The organism is Pantoea rodasii (assembly GCF_002095465.1).
Lineage (GTDB): Bacteria > Pseudomonadota > Gammaproteobacteria > Enterobacterales > Enterobacteriaceae > Pantoea > Pantoea rodasii.
In genome coordinates this window covers 304,498-321,490 of the sequence record NZ_MLFP01000001.1, presented here as the reverse complement: position 1 = coordinate 321,490, position 16,993 = coordinate 304,498, and the positions used below count along the sequence as shown (strand labels likewise).

General features: G+C 53.0%; 15 protein-coding genes and 2 pseudogenes. 14 read left to right on the top strand and 3 right to left on the bottom strand.

Annotation, left to right across the window (positions count from 1 at the left end):
* Positions 1-252: 252 nt before the first annotated feature.
* Both HA45_RS01535 and speA read right to left on the bottom strand, forming a co-directional pair.
* On the bottom strand, positions 253-789 hold the full coding sequence (locus tag HA45_RS01535) for an EAL domain-containing protein (protein ID WP_244563353.1): 537 nt from the start codon (positions 787-789) through the stop codon (positions 253-255).
* A gap of 716 nt (positions 790-1,505) precedes the next feature.
* Positions 1,506-3,485, bottom strand: coding sequence for a biosynthetic arginine decarboxylase (gene speA / locus HA45_RS01530; RefSeq protein WP_100703510.1), 1,980 nt, complete (start codon positions 3,483-3,485; stop codon positions 1,506-1,508).
* Between the two features lie 793 nt (positions 3,486-4,278).
* Here speA and metK point away from each other — a divergent pair.
* From metK to ruvX, 10 genes and pseudogenes are all read left to right on the top strand, one after another.
* On the top strand, positions 4,279-5,430 hold the full coding sequence (gene metK, locus HA45_RS01520) for a methionine adenosyltransferase (RefSeq protein ID WP_100703509.1): 1,152 nt from the start codon (positions 4,279-4,281) through the stop codon (positions 5,428-5,430).
* Positions 5,431-5,720: 290 nt separating this feature from the next.
* Positions 5,721-6,116 (top strand): polymorphic toxin type 44 domain-containing protein, encoded by a 396-nt coding sequence (locus HA45_RS01515; RefSeq protein WP_100703508.1) that lies wholly within the window; start codon positions 5,721-5,723, stop codon positions 6,114-6,116.
* Positions 6,046-6,477: a hypothetical protein gene (locus tag HA45_RS01510; RefSeq protein WP_158087304.1), complete on the top strand. Its 432-nt coding sequence runs from the start codon at positions 6,046-6,048 to the stop codon at positions 6,475-6,477. The genes HA45_RS01515 and HA45_RS01510 overlap by 71 nt, the downstream gene beginning before the upstream one ends.
* Positions 6,478-7,001: 524 nt before the next feature.
* Entirely contained in the window at positions 7,002-8,396 is a 1,395-nt protein-coding gene (locus HA45_RS01505) for a sugar porter family MFS transporter (protein ID WP_100703506.1), read from the top strand.
* 195 nt (positions 8,397-8,591) lie between these two features.
* Positions 8,592-9,104, top strand: coding sequence for a SprT family zinc-dependent metalloprotease (locus tag HA45_RS01500; RefSeq protein WP_100703664.1), 513 nt, complete (start codon positions 8,592-8,594; stop codon positions 9,102-9,104).
* A 76-nt stretch (positions 9,105-9,180) separates the two neighbouring features.
* Positions 9,181-9,888: a deoxyribonuclease I gene (gene endA, locus HA45_RS01495; RefSeq protein ID WP_100703505.1), complete on the top strand. Its 708-nt coding sequence runs from the start codon at positions 9,181-9,183 to the stop codon at positions 9,886-9,888.
* Positions 9,889-9,963: 75 nt separating this feature from the next.
* Entirely contained in the window at positions 9,964-10,695 is a 732-nt protein-coding gene (gene rsmE, locus HA45_RS01490) for a 16S rRNA (uracil(1498)-N(3))-methyltransferase (RefSeq protein ID WP_100703504.1), read from the top strand.
* Positions 10,696-10,786: 91 nt separating this feature from the next.
* A complete protein-coding gene (gene gshB / locus HA45_RS01485) occupies positions 10,787-11,731 on the top strand; it encodes a glutathione synthase (protein WP_100703503.1) in 945 nt (314 codons plus the stop codon).
* 82 nt (positions 11,732-11,813) lie between these two features.
* Positions 11,814-12,376: pseudogene (locus tag HA45_RS01480) on the top strand (YqgE/AlgH family protein).
* Positions 12,376-12,792, top strand: a complete 417-nt coding sequence (ruvX, locus tag HA45_RS01475) for a Holliday junction resolvase RuvX (RefSeq protein WP_100703501.1) — start codon at positions 12,376-12,378, stop codon at positions 12,790-12,792. The pseudogene HA45_RS01480 and the gene ruvX overlap by 1 nt, the downstream one beginning before the upstream one ends.
* A gap of 4 nt (positions 12,793-12,796) precedes the next feature.
* Here the strand turns inward: ruvX and HA45_RS01470 are convergent.
* A pseudogene (locus tag HA45_RS01470) lies at positions 12,797-13,788 on the bottom strand (type IV pilus twitching motility protein PilT).
* A 16-nt stretch (positions 13,789-13,804) separates the two neighbouring features.
* Here HA45_RS01470 and HA45_RS01465 point away from each other — a divergent pair.
* Genes HA45_RS01465 through hemW form a run of 4 tightly spaced genes read left to right on the top strand, consistent with a single transcriptional unit; the run spans position 13,805 to position 16,816 of the window.
* Positions 13,805-14,512, top strand: a complete 708-nt coding sequence (locus HA45_RS01465) for a YggS family pyridoxal phosphate-dependent enzyme (protein WP_100703499.1) — start codon at positions 13,805-13,807, stop codon at positions 14,510-14,512.
* 12 nt (positions 14,513-14,524) lie between these two features.
* Positions 14,525-15,079 (top strand): YggT family protein, encoded by a 555-nt coding sequence (locus HA45_RS01460; protein WP_100703498.1) that lies wholly within the window; start codon positions 14,525-14,527, stop codon positions 15,077-15,079.
* Positions 15,080-15,099: 20 nt separating this feature from the next.
* Positions 15,100-15,693: an XTP/dITP diphosphatase gene (locus HA45_RS01455; RefSeq protein WP_100703497.1), complete on the top strand. Its 594-nt coding sequence runs from the start codon at positions 15,100-15,102 to the stop codon at positions 15,691-15,693.
* Positions 15,686-16,816 carry a radical SAM family heme chaperone HemW gene (gene hemW, locus HA45_RS01450; RefSeq protein ID WP_100703496.1) on the top strand — a complete coding sequence of 377 codons (1,131 nt, stop codon included), beginning with the start codon at positions 15,686-15,688 and terminating at the stop codon, positions 16,814-16,816. Before HA45_RS01455 ends, hemW begins: the two co-directional genes overlap by 8 nt.
* Positions 16,817-16,993 lie beyond the last annotated feature (177 nt).

Sequence of the window (16,993 nt, the reverse complement as noted above, 5' to 3'; positions counted from 1 at the left end):
TCCATTGGACGGGCGCAAATCAGATGGAACGCGTTGAACCCATGCTTAGACATTTTTTCTTCCCCGAGAGTATTGAACGAACCCGAGCCATTTCAGGATTGCTTAATAAAATCACCTAGATAGACACTCTGCCAGTGATAACCCTGCATACCGAACACCGCTTTATGTGCCAGCAGGTCAAGGTGTGACTGGGATTCAACCCCTTCCACAATCACGCCATCGCATAATTGGTTGAGGTGGCTGAGCAGCGTGTCAAAAATGTGACCGTCGCCAAAATTGCCAAAAAAATCTTTTATCAATCTTGACGATTTCAAATATCCCGCTATCAAGCATGGTCAGGTTGGAATAACCCGGACCAAAGTCATCAAGCCATAAAGGGGCGGGCGTCAGTTTTGCGACGCCTTTTAATATCAGCAGATCTGCGCTGTTAAACCGCGCGGTAAAGAAGGCCGAGATCTCTAAACGTAACAACGTCATTTTCGCCAGTTTTTCTTGTATTTCAGCATCTTCAAAAATGCCGGCGACGATATCTCTATCCACATTTACACTGACTATCTGATCAAACCCTTTCTGGTATAGCTGAATAAGTTTTCCGATCTGGTGGAGGAATAACTGCCATTTCTCGTCAGCAGGAAGCCGACTGAAGAACCCTTCATCTCTGCTAGGGTTACGTTTATTATTAATATCTGCATCATCTGAAAACCGTGTTAACAATTCCCAGGCAATCAACTCGTCAGCTTTACCGTGAACGGGCTCTAGCATGAAAATGTAATCGGGTTGATTGCTCATTTTACGGTCCCTTCTCGCAACTAACTGATACCCCTGAAATGTCAGGATTACTCATGTGAGATGTAAGGGAAACATCGATAAAACTTAACACGTTAACTGAAGCCTAACGTACAGCTTACAGTTTGCAAAATAGATTTCAGTAAAGACCAGTACCTACTTTAATCGTTTAAAACTATCAATTTCGCTGCTGAATTTCTTTTACTTTCACAAAAGGATCAGATAATTCCTAGAAAAATTTAAGTTACTGCCAATCTTGACAGATTTAAAAACAACGAATTAATTGATTTTAAACGATAAAATTTTAATGGATTATCCTATAAAGATATTGGCATCCCAAAATGCAATTTTTTTGTTCTGGAATGCGTCATTCCAAAAAGCGCTAGAAAATATAGTTACACTAAAGGACTATTCAATCCTTAATGTTTAAATTTTCATTATGCATTAGTGGAAAAACATAACAGAATGACTGTCTAATCCTTACGAAATCAGTAGCTAATGCAAGGTTATTGCCGCTTCAAGCGCAGCGGTGTTTTGGCTTTATGAATAAAAATGAAGGAGATAGAAAAGGCGTATTTAAGGCGCGAGTTATCAATCGCCGATTAACATTTATCGAGAGTGATCTTCATCACACTTCAAATAAAAGATCGGAGAAATAAGAAAATTGAATGAGGGAAAATAAAACGGGCCCTGAATAGGCCCGGTGAGATCACTTGCGATTACTCATCTTCAAGATAGGTGTAGCCGTATAAGCCGCTTTCAAACTCTGCGAGGAACTGCGCGCGCAGCTCTTCATCAATGTCTTTCTGCTGCGTAACTTGATCACGGAACAGCGTCATCAGATCGTTTGGATTCAGCTGCACGTACTCCAGCATATCGGCAACGGTATCGCCCTCATCTGACAGCTGGACTTCGACGCTGCCATCCGGGAACGCAAACACATCAACCGCTTCGGTATCACCAAACAGGTTGTGCATGTTACCGAGAATCTCCTGATACGCACCGACCATAAAGAAGCCCAGCATCGGCGGATTATCAATGTCGTATTCTGGCATCGGCATGGTGGTGGCAATACCGTCGCCATCCACGTAGTGATCGATGGTGCCATCCGAGTCACAGGTGATATCGAGCAGCACGGCACGACGCTCTGGGATCTTATTCAGACCTTCCAGCGGTAATACCGGGAACAACTGGTCAATCCCCCACGCATCGGGCATCGACTGGAACAGTGAGAAGTTGACGTAAATCTTATCCGCCATACGCTCTTGCAGTTCGTCAATGATTGGACGATGCGCGCGGTTACTCGGATCAAGATGCTGTTGGATATAGTGGCAGATGCTCAAATAAAGCTGCTCTGCCCAGGCGCGCTGACCGAGATCGTAGGTGCCGGAAGAGTAGCCGGTGTGGATATCGAACAAATCCATCTGGCTATCGTGCAGCCATTCACGCAGTGAACGACGGACGTTCGGCTCGTGCATCTCTTGCCAGGTATCCCACAGGCTCTGAATCGGGCGCGGTGAATCGGCATCCGGTGCCACTGGCGTACTGAACTCGTTGCGCTCAACCCCGATGATGTTGGAGACCAGCACGGTGTGGTGTGCCGTAACCGCACGGCCAGATTCGGTGATGACGGTAGGATGCTCAAGACCGTTCTCTTCGCAGGCATCGCCAATCGCCCAAATCACGTTGTTGGCATATTCGTTCAGGCCATAGTTCACCGAACAGTCAGACTGCGAGCGCGTGCCTTCATAATCGACGCCCAGACCGCCGCCAACATCGAAACATTTGATGTTAACGCCGAGCTTGGCCAGCTCCACATAAAAGCGGGCTGATTCACGCACGCCGGTCGCGATGTCGCGAATGTTGGACATCTGCGAGCCAAGATGGAAATGCAGCAGTTGCAGGCTATCGAGACGACCGGCCTTGCGCATGATGTCCACCAGCTGCAATACCTGCGACGCCGACAAACCGAACTTCGACTTCTCGCCACCGCTCGACTGCCATTTACCGGAGCCCTGCGAGGCAAGACGCGCGCGAATACCCAAACGCGGGATCACTTCCAGGCGCTCGGCTTCTTCCAGCACCAGGCGCACTTCGGTCATCTTCTCGATCACCAGGTAAACCTTGTGACCCAGCTTCTCACCAATCAGCGCCAGACGAATGTATTCACGGTCTTTATAGCCGTTGCAGACGATTACCGAACGGGTTTTACCGGCGTGCGCCAGTACCGCCATCAGCTCGGCTTTCGAACCGGCTTCAAGGCCCAGCGGCTCACCGGAGTTCACCAGCGATTCGATCACGCGTTTGTGCTGGTTCACCTTGATCGGGTAAACCAGGAAGTAGTCACCTTTATAGCCATAGGATTCACGCGCGCGTTTAAAGGCGGCGTTAATGGAACGCAGGCGATGCTGCAGAATCTGCGGGAAGCAGAACAGTGCAGGCAGACGTTGGCCGTCAGCTTCACGCTCTTTAACCAACTTCGCCAGGTCAACGCGCACTTCCGGCTGATCCGGATCCGGGCACACGCTGATGTGCCCCAGCTCGTTGACGTCGTAATAGTTATTACCCCACCAGGCGATGTTGTAGGTACGCAGCATTCTGCTTGCTTCCTCATCGTTCATCGCCACCTCTTGCATCGAGCGGAGTACACCCTGTTCGCCAGCTGACGAACCCTTGATATTCTTCATGTCGTCAGACATCGCGAACCTCAATTTTCCGTTGAAATATGAAACCGTTGCCGGGTTTTGCTGTTGTGAGTCCGGGTAAAGATTTCCCCATCCTGCTGAGCTCCGTTTATCGGGTTGGCATGCACGTTGCTGTCTCTAAGTGTAAAACACCACGCCGCAGTCAGTAAAAAACGGGCTGAAAAGCCACGATCTTCACCGCCCATAGCGAGTGAAACACAGCAACTGAAATGTGGGAATAGCTTAGCCTGCGCTCGTGTCGGGATAATTACCGCAACGCACAAAACTTCGGCGAGAGAAAAGAACAGAACTGGATTGGGGGAGGATTGCCAGCGCGCCCATTGAGCGCAGTGAACCGGGAAGAAGAGAAATGTGGTTCATTACTTTTATCACCTCCAACGTCTGCCAGAAGCAAACGAGAAACGGCCAGGGTGAAAGTCAGAGAACAGCTCTGACGGCGCGACGCATAACGGCGTCATCCTTTTTGTGCAGCGGCGTTTTATACAGCCAGACCGGGGGAAATGCAAAATCTTTAGCTGAGATCTGTGGAAAGTGTCAGGAATTTCTTCCAGGGCGACGCTTGAGTAAACGTGCTGAAACTGAAAAAGCACTGGAAAAGTGCTCACCGAGTGACCTAGAATAGCCGTCCAGATGGTTGTCCATCTAAACTGATTAACATCCAGGCGGTGTTGGCGAACGTTGTTAACACTCCCTACTGCTCGCGGCTTTGCCTGAAGGGGCGTCGAGTCGGCCTGGTCCACTTACGCTATGCAGTCGAATTCAAACCATTTGTAAGGTAAAGAACAGAATGGCTAAACACCTATTTACATCTGAGTCCGTATCAGAAGGACATCCTGATAAAATCGCTGACCAAATTTCCGATGCCGTGCTGGATGCGATCCTCGAACAGGATCCTAAAGCACGCGTGGCCTGCGAAACTTACGTGAAGACCGGTATGGTGCTGGTTGGCGGTGAAATCACCACCAGCGCATGGGTGGATATCGAAGAGATCACCCGTAATACCGTCCGTGAAATCGGCTATGTCCATTCCGATATGGGCTTTGATGCCAACTCTTGCGCCGTATTGAGCGCGATTGGTAAACAATCTCCAGACATCAACCAGGGTGTTGACCGTACCGATCCGCTGGATCAGGGCGCGGGCGACCAGGGCCTGATGTTCGGTTACGCCACCAACGAAACCGACGTGCTGATGCCCGCTCCGGTAACCTACGCACACCGTCTGGTGCAGCGTCAGGCCGAAGTGCGTAAAAGCGGTTCACTGCCGTGGTTGCGTCCGGATGCGAAAAGCCAGATCACCTTCCAGTACGATGGCGGCAAAATTGTCGGTATCGATGCGGTTGTGCTGTCAACGCAGCACGCTGAAGAAGTCTCAACCGCCGATCTGCGTGAAGCGGTGATGGAAGAGATCATTAAGCCGGTTCTGCCTGCTGAGTGGGTGAATGCCAGCACCAAATACCACATCAACCCAACCGGTCGTTTCGTGATCGGCGGCCCAATGGGCGACTGCGGCCTGACCGGTCGTAAAATCATCGTGGATACCTACGGTGGTATGGCACGTCACGGTGGCGGTGCGTTCTCGGGTAAGGATCCATCAAAAGTTGACCGCTCTGCAGCTTACGCTGCACGCTACGTGGCGAAAAATATCGTCGCGGCTGGCCTGGCTGACCGTTGTGAAATCCAGGTTTCTTACGCGATCGGCGTGGCTGAGCCAACCTCGATCATGGTGGAAACCTTCGGTACAGAGAAAGTCTCAACCGAACAGCTGACCCTGCTGGTGCGCGAGTTCTTCGACCTGCGTCCATACGGTCTGATTCAGATGATGGATCTGCTGAAGCCTATCTACAAAGAGACCGCCGCTTACGGTCACTTTGGTCGCGAGCACTTCCCGTGGGAGCAGACTGATAAAGCTGCTCAGCTGCGCGAGGCTGCGGGCCTGTAATTTAGCCCGCTTCAGCGAAAAACAAGTCGCTGCATACGTAATGCCAGTCAGTTGAGTCTGACTGGCATTTTTTATTGATGTCATCTCAGCAGCCTCAACATCCAAACTATCGAGCACACGTCGTTTGTCCATTTCATAATGTAACCCGGTGATGCTTCTTCGAACGGACAAATCACTCTTTCAACCAATCCTTAACTGCTCGCAATTGCGCGTGGGCCAGCCTTTTATGTTGTTTCGATTTGTTTCATAATCCCACACAAATAACATGGAAAATGTAAAGGGAGTTAGATATGGCATCACCACCTGGCATTGGCCCAAGCGGCGCGATTCAGATCTTGCATAACAATATGAGAGAAGCACGCAGTCGCGGCTATGGATGCAATATGGCATTGCCGCAAACCTACTACTGGTTCTACCAAAAGGTCCGCGGGCGTGGGCCATGGGATTACAAACAATTTGATCCATACTGGGCCGCATTTGGTAACTTTAACTTTGGTGCGACAGGTACTGCAGCGGGTATTCCAGCTGAGATTTTACTGATGGGAGCCGGGTGGGCACAGTCCCGTGCCGGAACCTCACGTCCTGAATGGGGAAACTGGCGAGGTGGCCCGCCTTATGGTGATGACCCTGAAGACCAACGAGCTATCCGTGAGGGCATCAATTATGCGCGCCAGAACGGTTATTAATGGTATCCACTGGCTGATCACTGTCATGCTATTGGCTTTCGTTTGGTTTACTCATCAACCAGATCCTCGCGCGGATGATTCACTTCAGGGTGTGCGGCAGGTCAGTGCGGGATTATGGCTTTACACTACGCAAAACCATGATGGTGGGGCAACGGTGCCAACTGTTTTCCGTTACTACTTTCATGACGCTAGCGGCGCAGATGTAAAGGAGCTAAATGCAGAATTCCCATTCCTAACAGGGGGTGGAACAATATCCTCCGTTGCCGTAGATGGTGACAAAATTCATGTTGATTACAGCGGAAAGGTATACGGTATTGAAAACAAATCCGGCCCGTACTCCCTGAGTTATTCGATTAAATAATCCCTTACTTATCTGCATTGGGTCCGCTTATTGCGTAATGCCAGCCAGTTAACCCTGACTGGCATTTTCTTTTTTTGCACATGCTGTCGAATCATCAAAGCTGAACGGGTTTGTCTAAATCCCCCTCATGAATGGGGCCTTTCATGTCTTCTAATGCCTCCCCCGTAACCGGCCAGCACGTTTTTTCCCGCCGTCTACACTTCATTTTCTACGTTTACAACAAAGTGTTAACGATTACATTTTGAAATCCTTTTGTAATCTGTAATTTAGAGAATTTTCAGCGTAGTTATTCATGTGAAAATGCGTTATTTTCAGCGTCGTCTGATAGCCCATATTTAGAGAGATGTCAGAAACTTAAAGGGTGCTATACCTTACTGGTTACGTAACTATTTCAGGCGGAATATGCTGGATTGCAGGGTTTCAGCGTGTGTAACCGATTACACTGATGTGATCGCCCTCACTTTTTCTGCCGGCAGGTTTCATAACATTGATAAAAACAACGATAGATAAACTTCGGAGGCATTATGCCTGGTAATACTCATAAGAGCAGAACATCGAATAAGGTTATGACCTTGTTTGTCTGCTTCTTAGCGGCTCTGGCCGGCCTGCTGTTTGGTCTGGATATCGGCGTTATCGCTGGTGCCCTGCCCTTCATCGCAAAAGATTTCAACGTGACTGCCCATCAGCAAGAGTGGATTGTCAGCTCCATGATGTTCGGTGCTGCTGTGGGGGCTATTGGTAGCGGCTGGATGTCTTCAAAACTGGGCCGTAAAAAGAGCCTGATGGCCGGTGCAATTCTGTTCGTCATCGGTTCACTGTGGTCAGCCATGGCGGTTAGCCCGGACATGCTGATTGCTGCACGCGTGGTGCTCGGCCTGGCCGTGGGTGTCGCGTCTTATACTGCTCCTCTGTATCTTTCTGAAATCGCACCAGAAAAGATTCGTGGTAGCATGATTTCTCTCTACCAGCTGATGATCACCATCGGTATCCTGGGCGCGTATCTGTCCGATACCGCGTTCAGTGATGCAGGCGCATGGCGCTGGATGCTGGGCATCATCACCATCCCGGCACTGCTGTTGCTGGTGGGCGTATTCTTCCTGCCAAACAGCCCGCGCTGGCTGGCGGCAAAAGGCGATTTCCGCAGTGCGGAACGCGTCTTGTCTCGTCTGCGTGATACCAGCGAGCAGGCCAAACGTGAGCTGGATGAGATTCGTGAAAGCCTGAAGATCAAACAGTCCGGCTGGCAGTTGTTCCAGAGCAACAGCAACTTCCGTCGCGCGGTGTTCCTTGGCGTGCTGTTGCAGGTGATGCAGCAGTTCACCGGTATGAACGTCATCATGTATTACGCGCCAAAAATCTTTGAGATTGCGGGCTTCGCCAACACCACTCAGCAGATGTGGGGCACGGTGATTGTCGGCCTGGTGAACGTGCTGGCAACCTTTATCGCGATTGGTCTGGTGGATCGCTGGGGTCGTAAACCGACGCTGGTGCTGGGCTTCATCGTGATGTCGGCCGGTATGGGCATCCTCGGCACCATGCTGCACATTGGCATCAACTCTGCTTCAGCGCAGTACTTCGCCGTCGGCATGTTGCTGATGTTTATTGTTGGCTTCGCGATGTCTGCCGGTCCGCTGATCTGGGTACTGTGTTCCGAAATTCAGCCGCTGAAAGGCCGCGATTTTGGTATCACCGTGTCTACCGCAACCAACTGGATTGCGAACATGATCGTCGGTGCCACCTTCCTGACCATGCTGAATACGCTGGGCAACGCACCGACCTTCTGGGTGTATGCGGGTCTGAACGTGTTCTTCATCCTGCTGACCGTTATGCTGATTCCCGAGACCAAAAACGTCTCGCTGGAGCACATTGAGCGTAACCTGTTGTCAGGCAAAAAACTGCGCGATATCGGCCAGCAGTAAGGTCGATAAGCGGGAACAAGGGCTGCCGATTGGCGGCCCTTTTTTTTACAAAACGCACCGTCGTTAATCAGCAGGCTGGGGCCGCTTTGGGGATGGCAATCCACAGCGCCTGCATTTTACCCATAATGACGTCACGACCATTTTTGCCGTGTTCGTGAGGTGCGCATTTTTGCGTACCAGGTTATCCTGCCCGGCATGAAAACACCTCGCCTTCCCATCGCCCTGCAACAAGCCGTGATGCGCTCGTTGCGCCACTATCTGCAGCTCGCCAATGAAAAGCTGGAACGTCACTATGACGAGCCAAAGCTGGTGTATCTGCAGCGCGGCACCGCCGCTGGAACCGCGTGGCTGGAGAAATGGGAGATCCGCATTAACCCGGTGCTATTGCTGGAAAATCAGCAGGCATTTGTGGATGAGGTGGTGCCGCATGAGCTGGCGCATCTGCTGGTATGGAAAACCTTTGGCCGCGTGCCGCCGCACGGTAAAGAGTGGAAGTGGATGATGGAGAGCGTGCTCGGCGTGCCCGCGCGTCGTACCCATCAGTTCGAAATCGCCTCGGTGCGCAGCAACACCTTCCCCTATCGTTGCCGCTGCCAGCAGCATCAGCTCACCGTACGACGCCACAACCGCATCGTGCGTGGTGAAAGCGAGTATCGCTGCGTTCACTGCGGCACACTGCTGCAACCCGGTGAATTTCCAGCGGCTTAATCCGTTTATCTGATATCCCACCTTCCCCCATTCTGTTACCCTGCCGCCTTTTTCCGCACCAGGTTAATTTTGGAATATGTCTCGCAAAACGCTGTTGTTACTCTCCTTATTAGTTGTTCCCGTTAGTGCGTTCAGCCTCAGTTTTTCCAACTATCATCAGAACAACTTCCAGCAGGCCAAAGTGGTTGCCGCGCAAATCAATGCCGACGCACCAACAGAATTTTACTGCGGCTGCAAAATCAGCTGGCACGGCAAAAAAGGCGTGCCCGATCTGAGCAGCTGCGGCTACAACGTGCGGAAAAATGCCAATCGCGCAGAACGTATCGAGTGGGAACATGTGATGCCCGCGTGGGAGTTCGGCCATCAGCGCCAGTGCTGGCAAAACGGCGGGCGCAAAAATTGCAGCAAGGATGCCGATTACCGCCGCATTGAGAGCGACTTGCACAACCTGCAACCAGCAATCGGTGAAGTGAATGGCGATCGCAATAACTTCCAGTACAGCCAATGGAATGGCGGCGACGCGCAATACGGCCAGTGTTCAATGAAGATCGATTTCAAGCAGAAGCTGGCGCAGCCGCCGGAGCGTGCACGCGGGGCCATCGCCCGCACCTACTTCTATATGCGCGACCAGTATCAGTTGCGCCTTTCCCGTCAGCAAACCCAGCTGTTCACCGCCTGGAACAAGCAATATCCGGTGAGCAAATGGGAGTGTGAACGTGATAATCGCATCGCGCAGGTACAGGGAAATCACAACCCCTATGTACAACAGGCTTGCCAGCGCTAAAAGCGCTACCCTACACTAGCTTTTTTTCCGATTGGGCCGTGTCGTGTGACACGGCATAACGCTGGCAGGAACCGCATGCGTATACCTCGCATTTATCATCCCGAATCCTTAGAAGTTAATAGCGAAGTCTTCCTCGATGAAGATGCGGCAAACCACGTCGGGCGCGTGCTGCGCATGACCGTCGGTCAACATATTGAGCTGTTTGATGGCAGTAATCTGACTTTTAGCGCTGAAATCACCCAGGCCGATAAAAAGCGTGTAAAAGTAAGCATCCTTGCCAGTCAGCTCGATGACCGTGAATCACCGCTGCACCTGCACCTTGGTCAGGTGATGTCGCGCGGTGAAAAAATGGAATTTACTGTCCAGAAATCGATTGAACTCGGCGTGAATGTCATTACACCCTTGTTTTCTGAGCGCTGCGGCGTAAAGCTGGATGCTGAACGACTGGCGAAGAAGATTCAGCAATGGCAAAAAATTGCGATTGCCGCCTGCGAACAGTGCGGCCGTAATCGCGTGCCGGAAATTCGTGAAGCGATGACGCTGGAAGCCTGGTGTGCGGAGCAGGACAGCGGTTTAAAGCTGAATTTGCACCCGCGCGCCAGCCACAGTATCAACACTCTGCCACAGCCGGTTGAACGCGTTCGCCTGCTGATTGGTCCGGAAGGCGGCTTGTCTGCTGACGAGATTGCCATGACCGCACAGCAAGGTTTTACCGATATTTTGTTAGGTCCACGCGTACTGCGCACAGAAACTACCGCGCTGACGGCAATAACGGCACTTCAGGTGAGGTTTGGTGACGTCGGTTAAGGGATACTTTCGGGTTGTATCACTACGCACGTGAAAAGCCGCTGCGCTGTCACGGAACGGGGCAATAAATTCCCCCTTTGAGGAGAGAATAATGATTAAGCTTGGCATCGTTATGGACCCAATTTCGTCCATCAACATTAAAAAAGACACCAGCTTCGCCATGTTGCTGGAAGCACAGCGTCGTGGTTACGAAATTCATTACATGGAGATGGGCGATCTCTCCCTGCGCGGTGGCGTGACTTATGCACGCACGCGCCTGCTGAGCGTCGAGCAGAATTACGACAAATGGTACGACTTCGGTAGCGAGCAGGTGATTCCGCTGGCCGATTTGAACGTGGTGCTGATGCGTAAAGATCCGCCATTCGATACCGAATTCATTTACGCCACCTATCTGCTGGAACGTGCGGAAGAGCAAGGTACGCTGATCGTTAACAAACCGCAGAGCCTGCGCGACTGTAACGAGAAGCTCTATACGGCATGGTTCGCCGACCTGACGCCAGATACGCTGGTGACCCGCAATAAAGAGCAGCTGCGTGCCTTCTGGCAAGAGCACGGTGACGTGATCCTCAAGCCGCTGGACGGCATGGGCGGCGCATCCATCTTCCGCGTGAAGCAGGACGATCCAAACTTTGGTGTGATCACCGAAACTCTGACCAATCACGGCCAGAACTTCTGCATGGCGCAAAACTATCTGCCAGCGATCAAAGATGGCGATAAACGCGTGCTGGTGGTAGACGGCGAACCGGTGCCTTATTGCCTGGCGCGTATTCCACAAGGTGGCGAAACTCGTGGTAACCTCGCTGCAGGTGGTCGCGGTGAAGCACGTCCACTGAGTGACAGCGATTGGGAAATTGCCCGCCGCGTGGGACCAACGCTGAAAGCTAAAGGGCTGATTTTTGTCGGCCTGGATATCATTGGTGATAAACTCACCGAAGTTAACGTTACCAGCCCAACCTGCGTGCGTGAGATCGAGGCGGCGTTCCCGATCTCGATCACCGGCATGCTGATGGATGCCATTGAGAAACGCCTGGGCTGATGTCAACGGCGTGTAAGCGCCGTGAGAACCCAAAACCGACGTGACTGCGGTCACGCCGGTTATTTTTGGTATACGAGTGAGAATGAATTTACAGCACCATTTTTTGATTGCGATGCCGTCGCTGCAGGATCCGCTGTTCAAACGCTCGGTGGTGTATATCTGCGAGCACAATGAAGATGGCGCCATGGGTTTGATTGTGAACAAACCGATGGAAAATCTGACGGTCGAAGGCATCCTGAAGAAACTTAAAATCAGCGCAACCGATCGCGATCCCGCCATCAAACTGGATAAACCGGTGTTCTCAGGCGGGCCGCTGGCGGAAGATCGTGGCTTTATCCTGCACTCTGCCCAGAAGATTTACTCTTCCAGCTCCGTATCTCCGACAACACGGTGATCACCACCTCACGTGATGTGCTGGAGGCCATCGGCACCTCGGCCCAGCCGGAAAATGTGCTGGTGGCGTTGGGTTACTGCGCCTGGGAGAAAGATCAGCTGGAAAACGAGCTGCTGGAAAACGCCTGGCTAACCGCACCTGCCAATAGCAATATTCTGTTCCAGACGCCGATAGCCGAGCGCTGGCGCGAAGCCGCACGCAGCATGGGCATCGATATTCACAACATGACCAGCGACGCAGGGCACGCCTGATGGCCAGTGAAACGTTGCTGGGCTTCGATTTCGGCACCACAAGCATCGGCGTTGCTGTCGGTCAACAGCTAACCGGCACCGCACGCGCCCTGACCGCCATCAAAGCACAAGACGGCATCCCCAACTGGAACCTGATTGAAAAGCTACTGAAAGAGTGGCAGCCCAATTATGTCGTGGTGGGTTTACCGCTCAACATGGATGGCACCGAACAGCCGCTGACCGATCGCGCCCGTAAGTTCGCCAACCGCCTGCATGGCCGTTTTGGCGTGCGCGTTGAAATGCAGGATGAGCGTTTGAGCACCGTCGAAGCACGAGCTGATCTGTTCGAACGTGGCGGCTTCCGGGCGCTACAGAAAGGCCAGGTTGATTCACAATCAGCGGTGATCATTCTGGAAGATTGGTTCGACACCCACTAAACCGTTAAATCAATCCTGCCTGGCGCCGCGCCTGTTCGCTTTGGGCGAATGTCTGCATACCGGCCTGAGCGCCGGTTTGCAGCACGCCAGGTAACTGATGCATCTTGCCTTCGCGGATGAGATTCACTACTGCAGGCGTGGCCACCAGCACCTCGAATAACCCAATCCGCCCCCCCGCCAGAGCGGGCACCAGACGCTGTGCCAGCACGGCTTTCAAACTGCCCGCCAGCTGGGTGCGCACCAGGTTTTCTCCTCAGCGGGAAACACATCCACTAATCGATCCACCGCTTGCGTGGCACCGCGCGTATGTAAGGTTGCCAGCACCAGATGCCCGGTTTCCGCCGCCGTCAGCGCCAGCCGTATGGTTTCGCTGTCACGTAGCTCACCCAGCAGAATCACATCGGGGTCCTCGCGCAGGGCGGCCTTTAATCCCTGTTGGAACGAGGCGCTGTGTGCCCCGACTTCGCGTTGCTGAATCAGAGAACGCTGGCTGTGATGCACAAACTCAATCGGATCTTCCAGCGTGAGAATGTGGCGCGCCTGTTCGCGGTTAAGGCAGTCCACCATCGCCGCCAGCGTGGTGGATTTGCCGCTGCCGGTCGCGCCGGTGATTAAGATCAGCCCTTCCTCCAACTGTAACAGCTGCTGCACCACCCCGGGCAGATGCAGACGGGCAATCTCCGGTGCCTCGCTGGCAATCAGCCGTAGCGCCAGCGATAAACCGTGACGCTGCATAAACAGGTTGCCGCGCAGACGTACGCCGCTCTGTAAAGTCATCGCAAAATCAACATGACCGCTCTCCTCCAGATCCGCCTGTTGCGCGCTGCTCAGCCACTGCTGGATAAACCCTTCCAGCCAATTGTTATCTAGTGGGTCGTAATGCGGAATCGGCTCCAGCACGCCCTGCCGCCGCCAGTGTGGGAAATGTCCGCTGCAAAGGTGCAGATCGGCGGCGTTATGCTTTACACTAAGCGCCACAACTTCATCCAAATCCATTTAACTTCTCCTGACTATGACTTCCATTGAGCACAACTTACAGCAAGTGCGCCAGCGTATCGCCGCTGCTGCCGCGCGTTGCGGCCGCGCGCCAGAAGAAATAACGCTGCTTGCAGTGAGCAAAACCAAACCTGCGAGCGCAGTCGCAGAAGCTATCGCTGCCGGACAGCAGGCGTTCGGTGAAAATTACGTGCAGGAAGGGGTTGAAAAAGTCACTGAGCTGGCCGCACATCCTGAACTGCAATGGCACTTTATTGGGCCACTGCAATCCAATAAAAGTCGTCTGGTGGCGGAGCACTTTGCCTGGTGTCACACCGTGGATCGTGAGCGGATTGCCCAGCGTCTGAATGACCAGCGCCCGGAGACATTGCCGCCGCTAAACGTGTTAATTCAGGTAAATATCAGTGACGAGAACAGCAAATCTGGCATCATGCTGGAGGCTATTCCGGCGCTGGCTGAGCAGATAGCGGCATTGCCACATCTGCGTTTGCGCGGATTGATGGCCATTCCGGCACCGGAATCGGATTTCGAACGGCAGTTTGCGGTCTGTAAGCAGATGGCAGACGCGTTTCACGCTCTAAAGCAGGATTATCCTGACGTCGATACGCTTTCTCTGGGAATGAGCGACGATATGGACGCGGCAATCGCCGCGGGCAGCACCATGGTGCGTATTGGCACCGCCGTTTTTGGCGCGCGGGATTATGCGCGACCTTCACAACAATAATTGAGGAACCTCATGTTAACAATGACGTTTTTAGTCAAAACGCTGATCGACCTGTACGTGATGGTACTGCTGCTGCGTATCTGGATGCAGTGGGCGCGCTGCGACTTTTACAACCCGCTGGCCCAGTTTGTAGTTAAAATTACTCAGCCGATCATCAAACCTTTGCGCCGTATATTGCCCGCGCTAGGCCCGATTGATACCGCCTCGCTGGTATTGGCCTTTGTGCTGACCACGTTGAAATACCCGGTGCTGTTACTGATTCAGGTCGGGGTGTTCTCGGTTGACCCAACTAACCTGCTGGTCGGCTTGCTATCGTTGGTGAAATCCGCCGGTTATCTGGTGTTCTGGGTGATCATCATTCGTTCACTGATGAGTTGGATCAGCCAGGGTCGCGGCCCGATTGATCACGTGTTGATTCAGCTGACTGAACCGCTGATGTCACCGATTCGTCGTATTTTGCCTGCCATGGGCGGCATCGATTTCTCTGCCATGATCGTGATTCTGGTGCTGTACGCGCTGAATTTCCTCGGCATGGACCTGTTCCCAGGTCTCTGGTATTTGCTGTAATTCGTTAATCTGGAACTGTTATGCAAAAAGTCGTACTCGCCACCGGTAATCCGGGCAAAGTTCGTGAACTGGCCGATTTGTTAGCGGCCTTCGGCCTCGACATCGTGGCGCAAACCGAGCTGGGCGTTGAGTCAGCGGAAGAAACCGGCCTGACCTTTATTGAAAATGCCATTCTCAAGGCGCGTCATGCGGCGCAGATCACTGGCTTGCCAGCGATTGCCGATGACTCAGGTCTGGCGGTGGATGCTCTTGGCGGCGCGCCGGGCATCTACTCTGCGCGCTACGCCGGTGAAGACGCCAGCGACCAGCAGAATCTCGATAAGCTGCTGGTGGCGCTGGAAAACGTGCCGGATGGCGAGCGTCAGGCGCAGTTCCACTGTGTGTTGGTATACGTGCGCCATGCGGCCGATCCTGTGCCACTGGTGTTCCACGGCAGCTGGGCGGGCGAAATCACCCGCGCGGCAACTGGCGAAGGCGGCTTCGGTTACGACCCGATTTTCTATGTTCCTGAACTGGGCAAAACTGCAGCCGAGCTGAGTAAAGATGAAAAGCGTGCTGTTTCTCACCGTGGCAAAGCATTGACGCTGTTACTGGATGCGATGCGCAATGCCTGAGTTACCTCCGTTAAGCCTGTACATCCATATTCCGTGGTGTGTGCAGAAGTGCCCGTACTGTGATTTCAACTCTCACGCGTTAAAAGGCGAGGTGCCGCACATCGAGTATGTGCAGCACCTGCTCAACGATCTCGAACGAGATTTGCCGCTGACCGCTGGCCGCGAAGTGCGCACCATCTTCATCGGTGGCGGTACGCCGAGCCTGCTGAGCAGCAACGCGATGCAAATGCTGATGGATGGCGTGCGTGCGCGCCTGACGCTGGCTGCCGATGCGGAAATCACCATGGAAGCCAATCCGGGCACCGTAGAAGCGGATCGCTTCAGCGCCTACCAGAAAGCCGGTATTAACCGTATTTCGATTGGCGTGCAGAGTTTTAGCCCGCAGAAATTAGAGCGCCTAGGACGCATTCACGGCCCTGAAGAAGCGGTACGTGCCGCCCATCTCGCGGCCGGTCTTGGCCTGCGCAGCTTTAACCTCGATCTGATGCACGGTTTGCCCGATCAGTCGCTGGAAGAGGCGCTGGACGATTTACGTCAGGCGATTGCGCTTAACCCACCGCATCTGTCGTGGTATCAGCTGACCATTGAGCCCAACACCCTGTTCAGCTCGCGCCCGCCGGTGCTGCCGGATGACGATGCGCTGTGGGACATCTACGAACAAGGCCATGAGTTGCTGAGCGCCGCCGGTTATCAGCAGTATGAAACCTCGGCCTATGCGAAGCCGGGCTATCGCTGCGAGCACAACCTCAACTATTGGCGCTTTGGTGATTACCTCGGCATCGGCTGTGGTGCGCACGGCAAGCTGACGCAGCCGGATGGCAGAATTGTGCGAACCGTGAAAACCCGTCATCCACGCGGCTTTATGCAGGGAAATTACCTCGATAAGCAGCACGATGTGGAGATCGAGGATAAGCCGTTCGAGTTCTTTATGAACCGATTCCGCCTGCTGGAAGCGGCACCGCGCGCCGATTTCCATCGTTACACCGGGTTGGATGAAGCAGTAATTCGTACACAGATGGATAACGCTATCAAGGCGGGATATGTGGTGGAAACGGCAGAGCTGTGGCAAATCACGGAGAAAGGGAAGTTGTTCCTGAACTCACTGCTTGAACTGTTTATGTAGGTCAGAGCCAACAGGTTCAAACCTAAGTACGAGGCTGCACTGAGTCGCCCCCTATGTTGAGCCGTCCGTAGCATTCAAAACGGCTTAGCAGTCGCCCCTGACATTCAAGGCGGCTGCTAATTCAAAACGGCTTAGCAACCCCTGACATTTAAAGCGGTTGCTAAGCCACCTATGCAT